Source organism: Psychrobacter sp. CCUG 69069, assembly GCF_021023115.1.
GTDB lineage: Bacteria > Pseudomonadota > Gammaproteobacteria > Pseudomonadales > Moraxellaceae > Psychrobacter > Psychrobacter namhaensis.
Genome location: NZ_QQAI01000008.1, coordinates 48,662 through 67,652 on the forward strand (window position 1 = coordinate 48,662; position 18,991 = coordinate 67,652).

Below are 18,991 nucleotides of genomic sequence, written 5' to 3' on the forward strand. Positions count from 1 at the left end.
GCTAGCGGAGGTGCTACCAACGAGAGTCGACCCTTTTTTACTTATTTAACGATAATTGTTATTTATCAATAATAGACTTACACGCTAGCGAGAGCCTCATCAATAGCTGTTTCACCGTTATGCATACTAAAGACTTTCTTTATAGTGTTGTTTGCATTTAGCACAGCAGCTAACGTGGTGGCGACATCTTCAATCGAGTTTTCACCGGAGTCACCATCATTAACGGCAATTTTACCAGTACCTGAGCGTTCTTTTAGCGCCCCTGCTTGCACAATGGTGTAATCAAGCGTACTGTTATTTACCAACCACTGATCGGCATAATGTTTACAGATATAGTATTCTTTGAGGTCGGCTATACCTGGGTTGTCCCATTTGCTGGTGTCCAATGAGAATACGGCACTAAGCATAATATAGCGTTTGATGCCTTTGTCTTGTGCCGCTTGCATGGTCTTAACCGCCCCATGCAAATCCACTTCCAATACGTCCTTGCCGCCAGAACCAGCAACGAAATAAACCGTATCGATGTCTTGATCCAGTTGGCTCTGGATGGTGTCTTTGCCAGCGGTGATGTCTAAATCCAATTGACTGTAATTGTCCGCATCAAATAATTTTTCTTCCTGACGTGTGGTACCAATGACTTGATGGTTTGCGGCTAACAGCTGCTTTGCCAAATCAGAACCCACGCGACCACTTGCACCAATGACTAAAACCTTCATAATTATTCCTATTGTTATGTGTATGATCGTTTATATAGATGGTAGATCTATAAATTAAATACAGCGTAACAAGAATAGGCGGCACGCTTCGTTATGATGCGTGCCGATTACATAGTGTTTGGTTGTAGAGTGTATACCGTTTGCAAGGAGGCAAGACAGAAATAGAGAAGCAAGTAGCAGACAAGAGCGGGTAGATGTAATAGGTGTCACCTTGCAATCATAAGTGCTAACGAACCAAACGGTTTAAGCCATCGGCAAATGCCTTTTTATCACGGTCGCCATAAGGTTTTTGGCCACTCATTTCTTGCAGCTCTAGGACACCAGTACCGCGCATGGTATCCATAAAATCGCGCATATTGAGTTTTTGTTTAATGTTGTTTTTATCGTAGACCATACCGCGTGTCGTCAGTACCATACCGTCCTTGTCCAAAATATCATTGGCCAAAGGAATGTCGCTGGTGATGGCAAGATCGCCCGGTTGTATCTGCTCCACGATGTAATCATCGGCTTTATCAAACCCTGAGGGCACCACTGTCATCACGAGCAGCGGTGACTTACGCAGTTTAATGGGCTGATTGGCGACAAATATCGCTGTGGTCTTTGTACGCTCAGCAGTTTTGATGATCAAGTCTTTGGCAATCAATGGCACTGAATCCGCATCCACCCAAATCTGCATTATTTCTTAGCCTTATTGACGGTTGCATTTACAGCACTATCTGTTTGACGGTCTTCAGCAAGTACATCTGTGTCTAAAGTTTTTTCGGCTTTAGTTTCAGTGTTAGTAGGAGCATCGACTGCTGCTGACTTGTTATCGACAGGGCTTGATTTTTTATCCAGACCAACTTTATTGGGCAGTACAGCAACGAGCTTGGCTAAAGCAGGGTCTAAATCTGCCACATCATTAGGCATCAAGGTAATATGAGCAATTTTGCGATCGTCACGTTCACCCTTATGGTAGCTATGGTAATGTGCCCCATCAATATTTAGCACAGCGCTGATATCAGGATATTGTCCCAAGACATTGATCATAATCGCTGGATGGACATTGTCAGTATCACCCAGTGGTAAATCAACGATGGCACGAATGTGGTTTTCAAACTGGCTGGTGATCGCCCCTTCAATGCTCCAGTGCCCAGAATTGTGGACGCGCGGGGCAATCTCATTGGCAAGCAAAACATCATTACCGCGCTCGTCTTTGGTCACAAATAGCTCGAGCGCCATGACACCAACGTAGCCTAAATGATTCATAATTGTGGTTATTGCATTGGTTGCTTGCTGAAACAAGTGACTGGTACCCACTGCGGGGGCTTGAGTCTTGGCCAAAATCCCATGATGATGGTGATTTTCGACCAAATCATAACAGCGTACCTGACCGTTTTGTCCTCGGACCGCGATAATAGACACCTCACGGCTAAAGTTGATAAAGCCTTCTGCAATCAAAGGGGCTGGCGTTGGCGTCAGTGAGCCCTTACCACTAACGGCATCTTTAAGATCCTGCCAAGCGGTTTTGATATTGCTGTCTTGCTTGATGACAAACTGACCTTTCCCATCATAACCGCCACGGCTGGTTTTTAACACGATCGGCAGCCCCAACTCGTGACAAGCCTGCTGCAATTCCGCTTCAGAGCTGACTTCCCTAAAGGGGACAGTGGCGATGTCTAGCGCGTTAAACATCTGCTTTTCTTTTAAGCGATCTTGCGCGATATCAAGAGCGATCAGTGGCGGAAACATGCCGTGTTTATCCCCAGCTTTTGACAAGTCAGTCAGCTGCTTGACCGTCGCGGTTGGGGTGTTTTCAAACTCTAGCGTAAAGACGTCCGCTGCCGCAATAAAGGCTTCTAATTGCTCGCTGTGAAAGACGCGTCCATACAGGCTGGCAGGGCAGTCAGCATTGTCTTCTAAAAACACACACTGATAACCTAACGGCATGGCTGCTTCGGCAAGCATCATACCAAGCTGACCACCGCCTAAAATACCGATGGTACGAATGGTTTGGGTAACAGGGTAAGCGTTTGCTGTAGTCATGGCAGGCTCTTTAAATTAAAAATGAGTAAGGGTTTTGGGATATTAAACGCTAAAGATTAATCTATTAAAATAGGAAAAGGTGCATTGTCTGCACCTTGTATTAAGTAGAACCCATCTAAAAACAAATATCAAGTTAAGACTATCCATATCGTTGGTATCAACGGTATTTGCGATAAATGCTCAATAACTATTATTGATTAATGTATTGATTAATGGTTGATAATACCGGGTGTTGGGCTAGCAAGAATGGTGTCGGTTTGCGATTGACGCAGGTCATCTAGCTTAGTAGCAATCGCTTCATCATGCAAGGCTAAGACTTGAATGGCAAGAAGGGCAGCGTTATACGCACCTGCCGTACCAATCGCTAACGTCCCAACCGCCACCCCTTTAGGCATCTGCACGATAGATAGCAAGCTGTCCCAACCGCTCAGCATAGAGGATTTTACCGGCACACCAAAGACGGGCAGTGGCGTTTGACTGGCACACATACCAGGCAGATGGGCGGCACCGCCTGCTCCAGCGATGATGACTTGTAAGCCATTATCTTTTGCGCTTTTGGCATAATCAAACAACCTATCAGGCGTACGGTGTGCTGAGACCACTTCACAGTCAAAGGCGATATCAAAGTCTGCTAGCAACTGTGCAGCGGCGCTCATGGTTGCCCAGTCAGATTGTGAGCCCATGATAATGCCAACTTTTGGTTGACCCGTAGGAGAGGTGATAGGTCCGTTTTGCTCAACAGAATTGACGGTCGCTGACATGGTAGCCGATGTTGTACTCATGCTTTGATATCCTCAAAAAGCCCATCATACAAAAGTTTTGCGGTCCTCGTAAAGCCAAGTTTGCGGTTTACTGTCAAAGCTTTATGAATGGCGCTGTTTTTATTGTGTTGTACCTGCGTCTTCATCATGGTTGTATTGGATAAAGTTACTGGCTTTTAGGGGCAGTGGCCGCTCAGTATCAAGCTGATAACAAGTCAGGTAACCGCTGTCTACCGCTGCTGAATAATCGGTACAGGCGACTTGCGGGCTAAGGGGCTCAGGCGTGCCAGTCAGCCAATAGTGACCGACAAACACCGGCTTATGCGTTTTTAGCGCAAAATCAATGTTTTCTGCCAGCGCATCACTTGGAATTTGGGCCAATGCGGACATAGGCGCACGTGCCACCTCGTACAGTGTGCGCGTATTTAGCTCATCTAGCCACCAGCGGACCCTGACGCGTGTGCGCTTCGTGCCTTCTTTATCGACCATCACCAGACCGTTCGGTAGGGGCGTCTCGACACCTTTTAGGACCCGCTCTAGCGCATCAAACGGGACGGTATGCTCTTTGGCCGTGACTGTCAATCCGTGCGATGTGAGACAGTTATCGTCAGTCAGCAAAGGTTTTAGTACCGCCATGCTATCGATATCCCAGCAGGCATGCACAAAGCAGGCGTAGTCAGTCTCAATCCATAAAGGAATCTCGTAAAAGCGCTGTAGCCAGTATTTATGGCTGTCTGAACCAAAAGGGATTTCGGCTAAAAACGCTTCATGTTGGCGCACATGCACCTCACTGTGCGAGCGCAAATACTGGCTAGGATCGTGAGGGTCAAGTGTGGCAAAGGCCAATGCGTTGTATTCATGATTGCCCATCACCGCATCAGCCACGTCGGCATCCAACATGGCAAAAACAATCTCCAAAGTGGCTAGCTGCTGGGGCCCACGGTCGATTAAATCACCAATAAACAGCGCACGATGACCGACGGGCGGCACAAAGTAACGGCCGTTATGACGATAGCCCAACTGCTGTAGTAGACCTACCAGCTTGTCTGCATAACCGTGAATGTCACCGATAATATCTATAATCATAATTATTTATCAAATTTTAATTATTTATCAAATCTTAATGTATAAAGGTCCGCAACCTGTAAAGTAACGCCACCACATCGATAGCTATAGTCAATTCTAAATAAAACAGAGACATCATATTCTGATGTGGAACTGGTATAAATTTTTCTGGCATGCTGTGCCTGCGCAGACAGAGGCGGTAAAAAACTCATCCAGTCCCACGGTATCGCTTTTATACTGAACTCACATATTCGCACGGACTGAAGAAGTTGTTGTTAAAACTATCGCTATTGCCATTATTACTGCTTTGATTTGCTGTTGCTACTGTTTGAGCAAAATCCTTTATCTACGTCTAAAAACCAGGCGACAGTAGGGCATTGATAAAGTGTGGTAGTACTTGTGGCTCTAAAATAATCGTGGCTATAACGCCAAACGCGCCGCCCCACATGTGTGCCATGTGATTGATGTTTGAGCCGCCACGTTTATCAGCGTAGATACTATAAGCGACATAAGCGATTGCAAATAATATCGCTGGGATAGGAATAATTGCAAATAGGTAGATTTTTTCCCACGGAGCCAGCAAAATAAATGCAAACAATACGGCTGAGACACCGCCTGAGGCGCCAAGGCTCAAATAGCTGGCCGTATTCTTATGCTTAATATAGCTTGGAATCATCGCGATGATAATCGCCAGCACATAAAAAACCACAAAACCATAACCGAATAAAAAAGGTTTATACAGGCCTTCAATAGCACGACCAAAAAAGTACAAGGTAAACATATTAAAGAGCAGGTGCATACTATCGGCATGGATAAAGCCATGCGTCACAAAACGATCCCACTGGCCATTGTTGACGGCGGGTGGATAAAAAATAAGTCGATTAAACAATGCCTTGTTTTGCCAAGCCACTAAGCTGACAATAACCGTGATAATAATGATAAGGGTCGTATGGTTTAACAAAGGGAAATCCTTAGGCCGTGCCTGATATGTTACAAATGGCTATAACTGACTATATTCAACGCCTAAGCGTTACGGCTGAGTGAAACTGAATATGACCAATGACTTTATTATTAAGGGGTAGCGGTTAATAATAAAGTCATACTAACAGTAGTTATCATAATGCAAAAACTTATTATGTGACAAAACGATGCTTTTTTATGCTTTTACAGTGAATAATATAGCAGGGTATGAGAGCAGTTGAGTAATGCTTCGTATCTTGACGGTAGTGTTGTTATGAATGCGGGTAATGCTCGAGAGCATGGAAGCGCAATAAAACAAATAAAATGAACCCTTCATAATTTCGTAGGCGGATGATGAAGGACAAAAGAGGCAGGCAACGATGAGTATTATTGAACAATTAGAAAAAAGCGTTACTCCAGCCGTGCTAGGTGAGGGTAATCACCAAGATAGTGTGGCTTATGTCAGTTTACTGGAGCAATTTTACGCCATTTTAGCGGCGCGTTTGGCACTGCCACAGGTTTACTCACAGCTGCTGCGTGCCAACCAAGTGACTAGCACTGCCACTGCTACAGATGTCCCTCTATTGGAACAGTTGTGGCCAGATCAAAGGTTGCAGCAGGTTATTATCCAAGAATTGGCAGCCAATTATCATATTGATGAACAGACGACCGCACAGTTGCTCTTCAATGCCGCGCCATTGGCTTATCGAGAGCTCACAATATTGGCCAACGGTCAGTTTTTACCTGCGTTCTTACAAGGAGAGCAGGCTAGTTTGCGTCCGTATTTACCGATATGGTCGGCACCTATTATTACCGCTGCTCACAGCGTTAGTTATGCTTCAGACATAAACTCAGAAGTTACAGGCGACGCTAATACCGTACCAGTGCGTGACCCTTCTTTAAATGAGCTTCACGAGTCTGAGACAGACAAAAGCGCCACAGCGGCTTATCTGGCAAATGCTGATGTTGAAAGAGCTAGTATAGAAAGCACCGAGACCCACTTTGGAGCAAATAATGATGCCTTTCACGCCAATCCATCGGCTCATCATCAGGCAGAAAACATCAGCATGAAGCACGAAAAAGTACGCACCCGTAATCAACGTAACGATTTACTGGTACGAATACTTTTATTATTAGTAGCCGTTGTGGCTACTGGGCTGGCTGCTTGGGCGCTGTACTTCCGCCCTAACAGTCCACCACCAGTAGAGCCTGTTGAGCCAGCGCCTGTGGTTGTGGCACCTGCGCCAGTAGCGCAGCCAGTTGAGTTAATCGTTGGGGTGGACGACAGTGGCAGTCTGTATACCTGTAGCGCTATAGTTGGTGATGACTCGTTACAAAGTACATTACAACAGGCGCTCAACACAAGTTTTGGCGAGCAGGCGAGTATTTGTGAGCTGACTGTGCAAAAAGGTGTCGCAAATAGTCTGGCCAACTTACCAGTGGAGGTGTTGCCCAATGTGTTGACCCTGCTGAGAGCCACACCATTTGCGCGTCTGCATTTGCAAAATGACCGTCTCACGTTAGAAGCACCAGATAGCCTGTTGCTGCAGCGATTGGCCACAGATGTACGGACTTTAGCACCAGCTCTGACCGTAGATAGCGCAGCGCCTCTACCATTGCCTGAGAACAATCAGGGTGAGGCGATGAATGATACCGCAGACATGAATGGTGAAAACAATCAATTTGAAAATGAGCGGACAACCTCAAACCGTCAGTATGGTAGTGACTATAACGGCGGCGAATCTGGAGAATATCAGGCACCAGATGACGATACTGGCGATCGTGTGAGGCCTACGCCGGCACCCAGCAACCGCGGTTTTAATAGTAACAATAATGGTCTGAGCAATACCCCTAACAACGTACCAACGAGTGATAGACCATCAGGCCCTATCTCACAGTCAGAAGTGGAGGACATGGCGAGCACCATCATCGTCGCTGAGCCTGCACAAGTGAGGTAAAAACTAAGTGTTATAAGTGGCTGTGCTCAAGTGGTATAGGATAGCCCGCTTGTTTTAGCTGGTTCATTGTTAGCCATCACCTACCTCAACGCTCCCATAATTTATCCCTCCTTCTGTCGCTACCTATTGTTAATATGTTAGTGACTTGTACCTGAACGCTTTTTTGGTTACGTGCCATAACTGAAACATTACCTAACGTATCATTTGTACAACACCGTGTTGATTGTGAACTCGGGCTTAAGACTTTTATAATAACAATGGTTGAATATAGCCATCGCCAGCGTTAACTGTGATGGTTTTATCGTATATCAAAAAATTTGATATTAAAATTTTACGTTGTTTTTTTATTTTTCACTAATCAAATTATACCAATAAGTATTAATGGAGGAATTATATTATGGATATTATTAATCATTTAACGCGGACAGTCACGCCAGCCGTCTTAGGCGATGATCGTAATCCCGCTAAGCAAAATCTGCTTGAGCAGTTTTACGCTATTTTTGCCGCCCGCCTTGCTGACAAAGACACTTATGGTCGCTTCGCCAATGAAAATATCGCTCGTGATGACCAAGGGTTTTATGATCGAGTGTGGACAGAGGGTTCACACCGCGATCAGATTTCGCGTGAATTAGCCAGCAAGCATAACGTCGATACGACAGAAGCTCGTGGCTTGATCGCGATGGCTGCACCACTTGCTTTTCACGAAATCAAAAGCTTAGCAGGTAATACCCCAGTACCACAGTTTTTAAATGACAATCTCTCTAGTTATCAGCATCACATTCCAGCGTGGGCAGGTACTGTCTTACCCGCTGGTATGGTTGCCGCTGCCCCTGCTGGTGAGCGTATCTCCGATACCGTTAGTACGGCTCCACTCGTACGTGAAGAAGAAAAACAGGGCAGCTTTATGAAAGCGCTACTGCCTATTATTGGTTTGATTATCTTAGGTGCGCTTGCATGGGCCCTACTGCGTGGTTGCCAAGAAGACCCTGAGCCTGTAGCGACGCCAGTTGTAGTTGAGGAGCAAGAAAATGTAGGCGATGAGCAAGTAGCGGTGGCAGCGGATGTTGTACCTGCTTCGTTGCGTATTGCCACTGGTGCAGACAATACTTTATACGCTTGCCGTATGAATGTAGGTGATGCTGCGCTGCAAACCACAGTGATGAATGCATTAACCAGCACGTTTGCCGCGGGTGAAACTGACAAGTGCCGCGCTGACGTGGATGATAGCTTTGCCGCTGATATGCCTGCAGCCGCACAATTGCCTGAGATTCTACAACTCATCAGAAGTGTACCAAATGCCAGTATGATCATTAAAGGTGAAGAAATTGTTGTTAACTCACCTGATGCCGATATTTTAGATCAATTGGTCAATGACTTGCGAGCAGCAGTACCGTCTATGACGGTCATGGCAGAAGGCCCATTAGACTTGCGCAACGAGATTGAAAGTAGCATGACTGCAGCCGAGCTTGCGCTTAACAACCTTGGAGAAAATCCAGATCCACGTGATGTTGCCCGCGCCTTAAGTCTACAGGTTATCAACTTTGAGCTAGATAAAGCCTTTATTCCTGAGGTCAATAAGCCGTTGTTAGACCGTGCGGTACAAATTATGGAAGAAGTACCAGATATGGAGCTGATGATTATTGGCCATACTGATAAACTGGCTTCTGACTCTTATAACATGGAGCTATCACGTGAACGTGCCGAATCGGTAAAAGAGTACATGGTGTCACAAGGTGCTGATCCTAGCAAACTGAGCACAAAAGGTCTGGGTGAGACAGATCCAATTGCCGATAACTCTACTCCACAAGGACGTTTCCGTAACCGCCGTATTGAGTTTACCGTTTATGATGACTCTACCGTAACGGGTAACGAAGGTATCTCTGTGACTGCAGGTGATAGTGGTGATATAACCATGACTGATGATGAATTAGATCCAGATTTAAATCCAACTGATGGTAACAATGATGATCTATTACCAGATGGTGATGACGCGACTCAAGGTACTGAGTTAGATCCTACCAACTAATAGTCGATTATTTGTATAAAATAACGAACGAATATCTAATGTTAAAAAACCGCTTCTGATAAAGAGGCGGTTTTTATTTTGGCAACATAAAACATCATGCGCTGGGATTGATAAAAATTGAACACGACTTAAATATTACTATGGCTACTTATAGTGGGTAGGGTCTGACGATTGATCGGGGGCAGCACTAGTATCAGCTGAAGACTGCGTCTCAAAGAAAGTCTGCATGATGTTGTCTTTGGCCTGTTGCCAATAAGCAAACTGCTGACAAGTAGACTCAAGATCACCTTGCCATGTGGGGATGTTACCGCACATCGTTTTAATCCGATCCTGATTAGGGTAAGGCAACTCTTGTGCTGCTTCTGCTGCTTCATGGGCTGCGACGCGATCATTACAGACCAGTGCAATATCACAACCGGCCCCAATAGCCGCTTTTACACGGGCGCTGACATTGCCTGCCGCTTTGGCTCCTGCCATCGATAAGTCATCAGAAAAGAGTACGCCATCAAACTCAAGCTTGTCACGAATGATGTCTTTTAGCCAAATTTTAGAAAACCCTGCAGGCTTATTATCTACTTGCGAAAATATCACGTGCGCTGGCATGAGTGCATCTAGCCATGGCAGCGTCTGGGCAAAAGGCTGCATATCAGTGTTGATAATTTCATCTAAGCTGCGTGTATCAATGGCTTCTGACACATGTGAATCAGGCGCAATCGCACCATGACCGGGGAAGTGCTTACCGGTGGTTGCCATGCCTGCAGCCTTCATACCACGCATAAACTGGGTTGCCAAAGCAGTAATGGCCTGAGGCTCATGATGAAAGCTGCGATCGCCGATGACTTGGCTAATGCCGCCTCTATCGAGCACAGGGGCAAAGCTTAGGTCAATGCCCACAGCCAGTACCTCTGCCGCCATTAGATAGCCGCAGTCATAAGCACAGCTAAGTGCCCGGTTTGGGTCTTGATTAAATAGATCACCAAGCCTGCCCATCGCGGGTAAGGAAGTAAAGCCCTCACGCAGCCGAGCGACGCGGCCGCCTTCTTGGTCGACTCCAATTAATATATCAGGATTGTGATAGCGTATATCATCGCACAGCGTTCGTACTTGCGCGGCATTAGTGACGTTACGCGCAAACAGTATGACACCGCCGACTTGGGCTTGTTTGATCAAGCTCACATCTTCAGGCGTTAAGGCGGTGCTATCGATATCTATCATTAAGACGCCATACATAGCGTACTCCTCACGTATTGGCTGTATTGTGTTATAAGTTAGGTTTGCTTGATAAGAGTGCCGGCAGGATATCTCTCTAGCCTCATATCAAGAGTGCCTTATTATGACAGCTATTATGAATGGCGCATAATCTGACGACGTCGTGGGCTAAAATATGACTGTTACTGTGAGTAAGATAGCGACCTAGGTAGACATAATAAATATGACAGAATGTTTGGTATGTGCCAGCGTAGCGTGTAATATTGCTTATACAGTTTGAGACAGTTCAGTGTTTATACCCATGATATTATTGACTGATTTTTAACAAAATATTGCCACTTATGACTAAAATTTAAAGAATACAATTGAATAAATATTTGATAGATAATGGCAAATAAGAAAACACTCAAAGTATATAAAAAATAGTGTTAATAAGTCGCCATAGATTCGGTCATTTAGCATTTAGCAAAAACACATAATATTATTAACTTCAAATAACTAGGTACATATGATGAAAAAACAACCAGCCCAGTGGTTACTCAGTGCAGCGTCAGTGGGCATCGCCGGTATTATTCTTACCCAAAGCTATGGCACCGCCGTAGCAGAAACCAATACGGAAGGGTTCGTACAGACACCCGAACAAAAAGTCACCACCCGTCAAGTAGCTGCCTTATTAGATCGCAGTCATTACCTCAATCAGCCGTTAGACAGCAAAACTGGTAGTGAGATCTTGTCTATGTATATTGATAGTCTTGATCCAAACCATACCTTGTTTTTGCAGTCAGATGTCGATGAGTTTAAGAAAAAATATGCCGATGATTTTGGCGCTCGGCTCAAACGTGGCGATTTATCTGCAGGCGTAGAAGTCTATGAGCGCTACCGTAAACGCTCAAATGAGTATTTTACAATGGCAAGCAAGATGCTAAAAACGGATCTTGATTTGACTGGCAACGAGACAATCATACTCGACCGTGAAAAACTTAATCATTTTAAGACCAAAAAAGAGCAGCGTGACTATTGGACACGTCAGTTAAAATTTCAATTGATGAGTATTACGCTGGGTCAAGAGGACGAAAAAGCCAAAGAAAAAGTGTTTTTAAGCAATCCAGATATCACGCGTGGGCAGGATTTGGTACGCAACGATCAACGTACGCCAAGTGAGATTTTACAAAACCGTCTATCGCGGCAGCAAGCGCAGTTCGAACGTCTCAAAGATGATGAAATCATGGAGACTATCTTAAATACCGCGATGCTAACGTACGATCCACACAGTAATTATTATGCGCCGATTCAGGCAAATGAATTGCAGATCCAATCTAGTCTACAGTTAGAAGGGATTGGGGTTTCTATTCGTCCTGACCGTAAAAATCCAGATTACACTCGTATCGTCACGCTAGTAGATGGTGGTCCAGCCGCTAAATCTGGTCAGATTAAGCCCAATGATTTGATTATCGGTATCGCAAAAGACGGCGAGACCATGACCGATGTAGTTGGTTGGTCAACGCGTGAGATCGTTAGTATGATTCGCGGTAAACGCGGGACATCAGTGACCATCAAAGTGCGTCAGCCTAATACACCAGACGCCAGTGCCCGTAACGTGACGGTGGTTCGTGATATTATTGAACAAGAAGAATCTGGGGTTTCTCAGCGCGTCATAGAGGTACAGCGTCCTAACATTGATAAAACACCAAAACGCATCGGTGTTCTTGAGATACCAAGTTTTTATTTGAACTATCGCGCCCGCCGAAATGGCGAAGAGTATCGTAGCGTCAGTATCGATACCGAAAACGCGTTGAAGGCGTTGAATAAGGAAAATATTGATGGTTTGGTGGTCGATCTACGTAATAATCCAGGTGGCTCGCTAGATGAGGTTGCCAAAATGCTGGGCTTCTTTATTAAGAGTGGACCGATGGTGCAGATCCGTGACAATCGCGGTAATGTCCAAGTCTACCGTGACAATGACGGCGGCGAGCAACTTTATGATGGCAAGATGGTCGTCATCACTAACTTAGCCTCAGCCTCAGCTAGTGAGATATTTGCCGCTGCTATTCAAGACTACGGTCGTGGATTGGTGGTTGGGAGTACCACCACTGGTAAAGGCTCTGCCCAAATCCAGCTGGATAATTTGGCGCTCGGTTCTGCTACGTTGACGCAACGTAAATTCTACCGTGTCACGGGTGGTAGTACGCAGAATAAGGGCGTGGTGCCAGATGTTGAGTTGGTCAATATCTATGATGACGCAACCTTTGGGGAGCGGGCGCAGAAAAAAGCGCTGCCGTGGGATACTATTAAAACCGCACCTTATAAGCCTGAAGGCAAGTTCACGGCTGATACGCTAGCGACGCTCAATCAACAGTCCAAAATTCGCCAAGAGCAAAACCCCCAGTTTGTTTATTTGTCGACGCTAAATGATATCCGTGATATGGAAGATGAGAAAAAGCCCATCAAACTCGATATCAATAGCCGCCGAGCCAAGATGCAGCTGATTGAAAAGCGTTCATTGGAAGCTGAAAACAAGCGTCTGATCGCCACTGGTGAACGCCCGTATTCGAATTGGAATGTTTATCAAGCAGCGATGGATGCAAAATTTGAAGAGCGCAGTCGTATGAAAGCCGCTGAGCGCCCAGAATTGCCGGAGGACGAAGTCTTCATCAATGAAGCGGCTTATCTCATGCTTAGCGCTGAACCCAAAGCGCTGCTTAGTCCTGAAGAAAAGCTATAGAAAAATGAATGCTATGTGTCCTAGAATCTATATTTAAGGTCCATGTAAGCATATGCTTACATGGATTGACGTTTAGACCTCTTACTAACCCTAGGTCAATCTGCGATTATAACTGTACGGCACGATTGAACGAAACGGTTCATTGATACTAGGGATTGGTATCTTAAAGGTCGCATCTGGGATAGGTGGTTTGCTGATTAGGGATGATAAGGCTGGAAGCCTGTCAGTTATGAGATACCCCGGGATTAGGTATCACGTAACATTAACATGGATGGTTAGTAATAAAAGCCGTATAACGCTTGTCGTTATACGGCTTTGTTATGTCTGTAGAATAGTTATTTATCGCGGCAGGGTGGTTCATAAAGAGGCGTTACTTATGACACGCTCCGTTAACTGGCATTAAAGCGACAAATCACCAGCCCAAAAAAAAGGTCAGCAGGCACAGCCGCTGACCTTTTAGAGTAGGCTATAAGCTCAATAACCGCTTACAGCCTAACGCTTTTTCACTCTCTCTAGAAGAGATTAGTGCTCAACGCCACCAGCGCCATGTACATGGCCGTGGTTTAGTTCGTCTTCAGTTGCCGCACGTACTTCTTGGATTTCAACATCGAACGTTAAACGCTTACCAGCCAATGGATGGTTGGCATCAACAGTAACTTCTTTGTCATTTACATCAGTTACGGTAACAAGCATGACTTGGCCACCGGCTTCTGATTGAAACTGCATGCCAGGCTGGATATCATCAACGCCTTGGAAGTTTTCGCGTGGTACATGCTGTACCGCTTGCTCTTGATACTCGCCGTAGCCATCAGCAGGCTCAACAACGGCATTTACTTTTTCGCCAGCAGATTTACCTTCTAGTTGTTGCTCAAGACCAGGAATGATGTTGCTATGGCCATGCAAGTAAGCCAGTGGTTGACCTTCTGGAGATTGGTCAAGGATGTTGCCTTCGTCGTCTTTTAGAGTGTAATTGAATTTGACGGCGGTGTCTTTTGCGATAGTAGTCATAAGTTATCCTAAATATATCTGTGTAAAAAATTAAATACGGTTGCAATAAACCTAAAAAATCCAATCGGCAAGCCAAATAGCCACGTCATTAGTCAATTATCATCAGTTTATTAAAGTAACTTTAGCAGTTAGCATCTTTAATTGAGATGGCCCATATAAGTTTCAAGGTAAAAACCATAAAAAATGCCATTTAATCTTAATAAATAGTATTTTTATAAAAATAAACGCTGTTTTTGTTGATTTGGTAGTGGTTTATAGCGGCGTCATGCGTGTTTGTGGTTTGCCAGTTGCGTTTTGGGGCTAGGACTTCTACCATAATGATAAAAATAAGGATGAACCATACAATGACTTCACTTGCCAATACGTCAAATAAGCAGCCAATAAGCACCAGTGACATCAATACCAGTGATATCAATAAAAGTGCCAGTATAAGGGCTGATATCCATTATCGATTCGATTTCGAGCGGTTTTTTGAGCACTTGGTTGATGTAACGCTCACCTTTACGGCCACAACGGATGCTCCTCAGCTGTGGTTGCCAGCGTGGATACCGGGCAGTTATTTGATGCGTGAGTTCGCGAGAAACATTACGGCTGTGCATTACCAGATAACAAATGATGATAAACAGCCTGAGACTTATCGCGCGCAGAAAACAGATAAAAACACATGGCAGCTATCACAAGCTCAGGCAGGGCAGACGGTAACGGTGACGTATGAAGTCTACTGCTATGATTTATCCGTGCGTACCGCTTATATCGATCAGCAGCGCCTCTACGGTAACTTTACCTCCTTGGCGTTGGCAGTGAACGATCAAGAGCGCTCGCCGATAAAGGTAAGCTTAATCGTTCCAGATGCATTTTTGGCAGACAAAGATGAGCATCGGGTGCTATTGGCATGTGGTCTAAACTCTACCCAGCTACCTCCAGGTGGGCAACTTTGTGATGTTCAACACAAAGATCTTTTACCCGATGACACTCAAACCAGTTATGGGCTAGAGGCAGACAGTTATCACGAGCTGATTGATTATCCGTTTGAGATTGCCGAACAAGACAGGTTTGATTTTATCGTTCATGATGATAAGCATCAGACGCTACCCCATAGCTTTTACCTCTCAGGTAAGCACAATGCCAATATGGGGAGGCTACAGCAAGATGTGACTCAGATTTGCCAAACTTATTTGAACTGGTTGGGCGATGCGCCATTTGCTGATTATACGTTTATGACGTTTGCCAGTGGTCAGGACTATGGCGGTCTGGAGCACATCAATTCGACCAGTCTGATTACGCCGCGCCGCGACTTACCAACCCATGATGAGCCACAAGTACCAAGCGCCGATTATCAGCGATTTTTGGGGTTATGTAGCCATGAGTACTTTCATTCATGGTGGGTCAAAACCGTCCGTCCCGACGTTATGCTAGCGGTCGATTTGCGCCGCGAGGCTTTCACGCCACTATTATGGGTGTTTGAAGGTTTTACCTCTTATATCGATGACTTTATGTTGCAAGCGTCGGGCGTGATTGATGAGGCAAGTTATCTCAAGCTACTCGCTGAACAAATCAATCGCTACTATCAAACCTCAGGCCGCGTGCACCAAAGTGTCGCCGAGTCGAGCTTTGATGCGTGGATAAAGCTGTATCGCAGTGATGAAAATACAGGCAATGCGGGGATCAGCTACTATAATAAAGGGGCGCTGGTCGCGTTATGTTTGGATTTGACACTGCTACAAAAGAGCGCTGGTCGCTATCGTCTGTTTGATGTGGTCAAAGCTTTTTATGCTCAAGCCAAACAAAATGACAATAAGCGCATCGGGATCAGTAGTGCAGATATGGGGGTGGTGATTGGGCAGTTTATGCCGTTAGCGGATTGGGAGGACTTTGAGAGTCGTTATGTCAATGGCGTCGAAGAGCTACCTATTGAAGCATTGCTCGCGGCAAACGGTATTAAAATGCGGACCAATACCAAAGAGACGGCTGATAAGCATGTGCCTTGGGGGTTACGCTGTACCGAAACACCTGCTGGACTTAAGATCAATCGCGTGCAACGTGATAGCGTGGCTGCCAAAGCTGGACTTTCAGCGCATGATGTCATTATTGCCATTGACGGTATCAAAGCGGACAATAAGCAATTGGCATCATTTAGTAACGCAGAGCGCGACGTTGACTGTTATTTCTTCCGCCGTGACGAACTGATGTGTGTCAGTGTGCGGCCGAAAGCTGCTATTGACCCCCAAGACCACAATATTGCTGAGACAGTATTCCCTCATAAAGTAAGTCTGCATTTATCAAAAAGTGTGGCAAGCTCAGAAGGCGATGATGACCAAGTACAAGCAAGCTGGCAGTCTTGGCTTAATGGCATAGAGCGATATCAGGTTTAAATCCACGAATGTAGACGTAGTGGTTTCAGCCAACGTTTATAACAACCCGTAAAAACAAAAACCCCTACTAAAAACGAAATTTAGTAGGGGAATGAGTGAACAAGACCGAGACTTTTTAGACGTTTCGTATTGTCTAAATGGCATTATAGCGTCTAAGAAGCAGGCTGCTGATTGTCCTCTTCGTTTTTGACTTTGTCATCTGCTGTATCTTTATCCGCCTCAAGCGCTGCAATCCAATGCTGCATCAACTCAATCTCAGCCTGCTGCGTATCGATGATATTTTGTGCCAATTGACGCATCTCCTCATCAGCCCCATATTTGAGCTGTATTTTCGCCATTTCTACGGCGCCAATATGATGTGGTAGCATACCACGTGCAAACGCCATGTCGGGTACAGGGTCAGCGACTCCCAAGACCATATCACCATGTAACGTCTCCATGCTTTGCGCATAAGCTTGCTGCATCGCTTCAGTATTGGGCTTAGGTTTGACAGAATCAGGGTGGCTTGCGAGCCATTTATTTAAAGTATCGATTTCAACTTGCTGTGCATCAACAATATCCTGAGCAAGCTTTAGCATGACCGCATCCGTACCGTATTTCAGCTGAATTTCTGCCATATCTACCGCACCGCGATGGTGTCCGAGCATGCCTTTCGCAAAAGCGGTATCAGGGTCGTTATAACCCATACCGATCATCATCTCCTCATGCATTCTGGTCATTGACCTTGTATAGTCTTTGAGCATATCGGTCATATGAGTATCGTCTGCGTCACTGTCGTTTTCTGTCACGCCCTTATCAGCCATGTTTTCGTGATGAGCATGGGAGGTATCAGTCACTGGCGGCGTTACTTCCTCTATCGGAGCAGGTTGATTGTCCTCTGTTGCTGGCTGACAGGCACTCAATAGTAGCGCCGTAGAAATACTGGTGGCCAACAAAGCAAAACGGTGAGAAGCAATCATGACATATCCCTATTATAAAAAGACCAAATGTTAAGTGAGTGAGGCGTATTATACATAACCAATTAAGTGCTGAATGTTAACAGATAAACCTTACCCATTCGAGACGCTATATTTAACAGGTCGTAATATATTTATATTATGTTAAAAATACTCTATCAATCGCTAAAGTGAGCGGTGAGTTGGTGTGGAATTAATCGAGAATGCCTAATTGCCGACAACGCTCATGGTTTAAATGAAGACGCACAAACTCACCAACTGCTAACTCACCGAGCTCAAAACCTGCCACCGACCAGCGTATTAGACGCAGACAAGGCAATCCCACATGAGCCGTCATGCGTCTGACTTGACGGTTCTTACCTTCATAAATCGTGAGCATCAGCCATGATGTGGGTACGTTTTTACGCTCACGAATAGGCGGCTCGCGTTGCCATAAATCGATAGGTAAGTCTGCCTCCTCTACTACCGTGGCAGTCGCCGGTAGCGTCTTGCCGTCTTTTAAGGTGACGCCAGAGGCCAGCTCATTAAGCTGTGCTGTCGTTGCCACGCCTTCGACTTGTACCAAGTAAGTTTTACCTTGTTTATGCTTGTTTTTGGCAAAATTGGCAGCAGTGGGCGGCTGGGTAATGGCTTTATTTACCCGCCCATCACTTGTCAAAATCAGTAACCCTTCGGATGTGGCATCGAGCCTACCAGCCACTCGCAACGACTTGTCCGTAAAATACTGAGAGAGGGTGGTGTGGTCATTATTGCTGTCATCACGAAACTGACTTTGCACCCCATACGGTTTGTTAAATAAAATAAGGGTAGAGGTCGACATAAAATGGTGGTTCCTACATATAAATTATTGATGAATTAGGGGCGCTTTTATTTGATTGACACAAATTTTTTGCTAAAAATAGGCTTGAAAATGAGAAATTTGAATTACTATATTTTACACATGTGTCCATATAAATGGGGCATCATAAGTAGGATTCTTTAGCTTATTAAATCCATGTTATAATAGTGGTTTTATAGGAATTGATAGTCAAAAACATACTATATACACGTGCTATATATAAAGGAAACTGTCGAACAGACCTTTATTTATTACAATGTTTCATGCTTAGCATCTTTAAGATCGTTCATGTTTACCTAGACTAATATCAGTTGGCAATATTGTTTTGATTTTACCGCTTCTCAAATGAAGCTACTTTTTAAGACAAATCAATAC

General features: G+C 45.1%; 14 protein-coding genes. 4 read left to right on the top strand and 10 right to left on the bottom strand.

The window, feature by feature from the left end; translation table 11 throughout:
• Nucleotides 1-77: 77 nt before the first annotated feature.
• The 6 genes from DVY93_RS07115 to DVY93_RS07140 form a co-directional block, all read right to left on the bottom strand.
• Nucleotides 78-716, bottom strand: a complete 639-nt coding sequence (locus DVY93_RS07115; RefSeq protein ID WP_230709978.1) for an NAD(P)H-binding protein — start codon at nucleotides 714-716, stop codon at nucleotides 78-80.
• Nucleotides 717-942: 226 nt separating this feature from the next.
• Complete coding sequence (locus tag DVY93_RS07120; protein ID WP_230709980.1) at nucleotides 943-1,392, bottom strand: YaiI/YqxD family protein; 450 nt, start codon at nucleotides 1,390-1,392, stop codon at nucleotides 943-945.
• Nucleotides 1,392-2,741, bottom strand: coding sequence for a 5-(carboxyamino)imidazole ribonucleotide synthase (locus DVY93_RS07125; RefSeq protein WP_230709982.1), 1,350 nt, complete (start codon nucleotides 2,739-2,741; stop codon nucleotides 1,392-1,394). The genes DVY93_RS07120 and DVY93_RS07125 overlap by 1 nt, the downstream gene beginning before the upstream one ends.
• Before the next feature lie 209 nt (nucleotides 2,742-2,950).
• Nucleotides 2,951-3,523, bottom strand: a complete 573-nt coding sequence (purE, locus tag DVY93_RS07130; RefSeq protein WP_226949570.1) for a 5-(carboxyamino)imidazole ribonucleotide mutase — start codon at nucleotides 3,521-3,523, stop codon at nucleotides 2,951-2,953.
• Between the two features lie 99 nt (nucleotides 3,524-3,622).
• A complete protein-coding gene (locus DVY93_RS07135; protein ID WP_193006853.1) occupies nucleotides 3,623-4,588 on the bottom strand; it encodes a metallophosphoesterase in 966 nt (321 codons plus the stop codon).
• A gap of 331 nt (nucleotides 4,589-4,919) precedes the next feature.
• Complete coding sequence (locus DVY93_RS07140; protein WP_198334248.1) at nucleotides 4,920-5,528, bottom strand: rhomboid family intramembrane serine protease; 609 nt, start codon at nucleotides 5,526-5,528, stop codon at nucleotides 4,920-4,922.
• Nucleotides 5,529-5,907: 379 nt separating this feature from the next.
• Here DVY93_RS07140 and DVY93_RS07145 point away from each other — a divergent pair, with 379 nt between their 5' ends.
• On the top strand, nucleotides 5,908-7,485 hold the full coding sequence (locus DVY93_RS07145) for a hypothetical protein (protein WP_230709985.1): 1,578 nt from the start codon (nucleotides 5,908-5,910) through the stop codon (nucleotides 7,483-7,485).
• Nucleotides 7,486-7,882: 397 nt separating this feature from the next.
• Nucleotides 7,883-9,511: an OmpA family protein gene (locus DVY93_RS07150; protein ID WP_230709987.1), complete on the top strand. Its 1,629-nt coding sequence runs from the start codon at nucleotides 7,883-7,885 to the stop codon at nucleotides 9,509-9,511.
• A 144-nt stretch (nucleotides 9,512-9,655) separates the two neighbouring features.
• Here the strand turns inward: DVY93_RS07150 and nagZ are convergent, their stop codons facing one another.
• Entirely contained in the window at nucleotides 9,656-10,741 is a 1,086-nt protein-coding gene (gene nagZ / locus DVY93_RS07155) for a beta-N-acetylhexosaminidase (protein ID WP_230709988.1), read from the bottom strand.
• Between the two features lie 490 nt (nucleotides 10,742-11,231).
• Between nagZ and DVY93_RS07160 the strand changes: the two genes are divergently transcribed.
• Nucleotides 11,232-13,442, top strand: a complete 2,211-nt coding sequence (locus DVY93_RS07160; RefSeq protein WP_230709989.1) for a carboxy terminal-processing peptidase — start codon at nucleotides 11,232-11,234, stop codon at nucleotides 13,440-13,442.
• 522 nt (nucleotides 13,443-13,964) lie between these two features.
• Here the strand turns inward: DVY93_RS07160 and DVY93_RS07165 are convergent.
• Nucleotides 13,965-14,450, bottom strand: coding sequence for an FKBP-type peptidyl-prolyl cis-trans isomerase (locus DVY93_RS07165; protein WP_193006847.1), 486 nt, complete (start codon nucleotides 14,448-14,450; stop codon nucleotides 13,965-13,967).
• A 344-nt stretch (nucleotides 14,451-14,794) separates the two neighbouring features.
• On the opposite strand from DVY93_RS07165, the gene DVY93_RS07170 reads away from it, so the two are divergent.
• Entirely contained in the window at nucleotides 14,795-16,822 is a 2,028-nt protein-coding gene (locus DVY93_RS07170) for a M61 family metallopeptidase (protein WP_230709990.1), read from the top strand.
• A 152-nt stretch (nucleotides 16,823-16,974) separates the two neighbouring features.
• On the opposite strand, the gene copM is transcribed toward DVY93_RS07170, so the two are convergent.
• Together copM and DVY93_RS07180 are read right to left on the bottom strand one after the other, a co-directional pair.
• Nucleotides 16,975-17,781, bottom strand: coding sequence for a CopM family metallochaperone (gene copM, locus DVY93_RS07175; RefSeq protein ID WP_230709991.1), 807 nt, complete (start codon nucleotides 17,779-17,781; stop codon nucleotides 16,975-16,977).
• A gap of 190 nt (nucleotides 17,782-17,971) precedes the next feature.
• Nucleotides 17,972-18,598, bottom strand: a complete 627-nt coding sequence (locus DVY93_RS07180; RefSeq protein WP_230709992.1) for a pseudouridine synthase — start codon at nucleotides 18,596-18,598, stop codon at nucleotides 17,972-17,974.
• Nucleotides 18,599-18,991: the final 393 nt, after the last annotated feature.

What these genes read in the sequence shown, in the direction of transcription:
- DVY93_RS07120 (WP_230709980.1), bottom strand. Translation starts at nt 1,392, where the DNA reads ATGCAGATTTGGGTGGATGCGGATTCAGTGCCATTGATTGCCAAAGAC.
- DVY93_RS07135 (WP_193006853.1), bottom strand. Translation starts at nt 4,588, where the DNA reads ATGATTATAGATATTATCGGTGACATTCACGGTTATGCAGACAAGCTG.
- DVY93_RS07180 (WP_230709992.1), bottom strand. Translation starts at nt 18,598, where the DNA reads ATGTCGACCTCTACCCTTATTTTATTTAACAAACCGTATGGGGTGCAA.
- DVY93_RS07150 (WP_230709987.1), top strand. Translation starts at nt 7,883, where the DNA reads ATGGATATTATTAATCATTTAACGCGGACAGTCACGCCAGCCGTCTTA.
- DVY93_RS07170 (WP_230709990.1), top strand. Translation starts at nt 14,795, where the DNA reads ATGACTTCACTTGCCAATACGTCAAATAAGCAGCCAATAAGCACCAGT.
- nagZ (WP_230709988.1), bottom strand. Translation starts at nt 10,741, where the DNA reads ATGTATGGCGTCTTAATGATAGATATCGATAGCACCGCCTTAACGCCT.
- DVY93_RS07125 (WP_230709982.1), bottom strand. Translation starts at nt 2,741, where the DNA reads ATGACTACAGCAAACGCTTACCCTGTTACCCAAACCATTCGTACCATC.
- DVY93_RS07115 (WP_230709978.1), bottom strand. Translation starts at nt 716, where the DNA reads ATGAAGGTTTTAGTCATTGGTGCAAGTGGTCGCGTGGGTTCTGATTTG.
- DVY93_RS07160 (WP_230709989.1), top strand. Translation starts at nt 11,232, where the DNA reads ATGAAAAAACAACCAGCCCAGTGGTTACTCAGTGCAGCGTCAGTGGGC.
- copM (WP_230709991.1), bottom strand. Translation starts at nt 17,781, where the DNA reads ATGATTGCTTCTCACCGTTTTGCTTTGTTGGCCACCAGTATTTCTACG.
- DVY93_RS07165 (WP_193006847.1), bottom strand. Translation starts at nt 14,450, where the DNA reads ATGACTACTATCGCAAAAGACACCGCCGTCAAATTCAATTACACTCTA.
- purE (WP_226949570.1), bottom strand. Translation starts at nt 3,523, where the DNA reads ATGAGTACAACATCGGCTACCATGTCAGCGACCGTCAATTCTGTTGAG.
- DVY93_RS07145 (WP_230709985.1), top strand. Translation starts at nt 5,908, where the DNA reads ATGAGTATTATTGAACAATTAGAAAAAAGCGTTACTCCAGCCGTGCTA.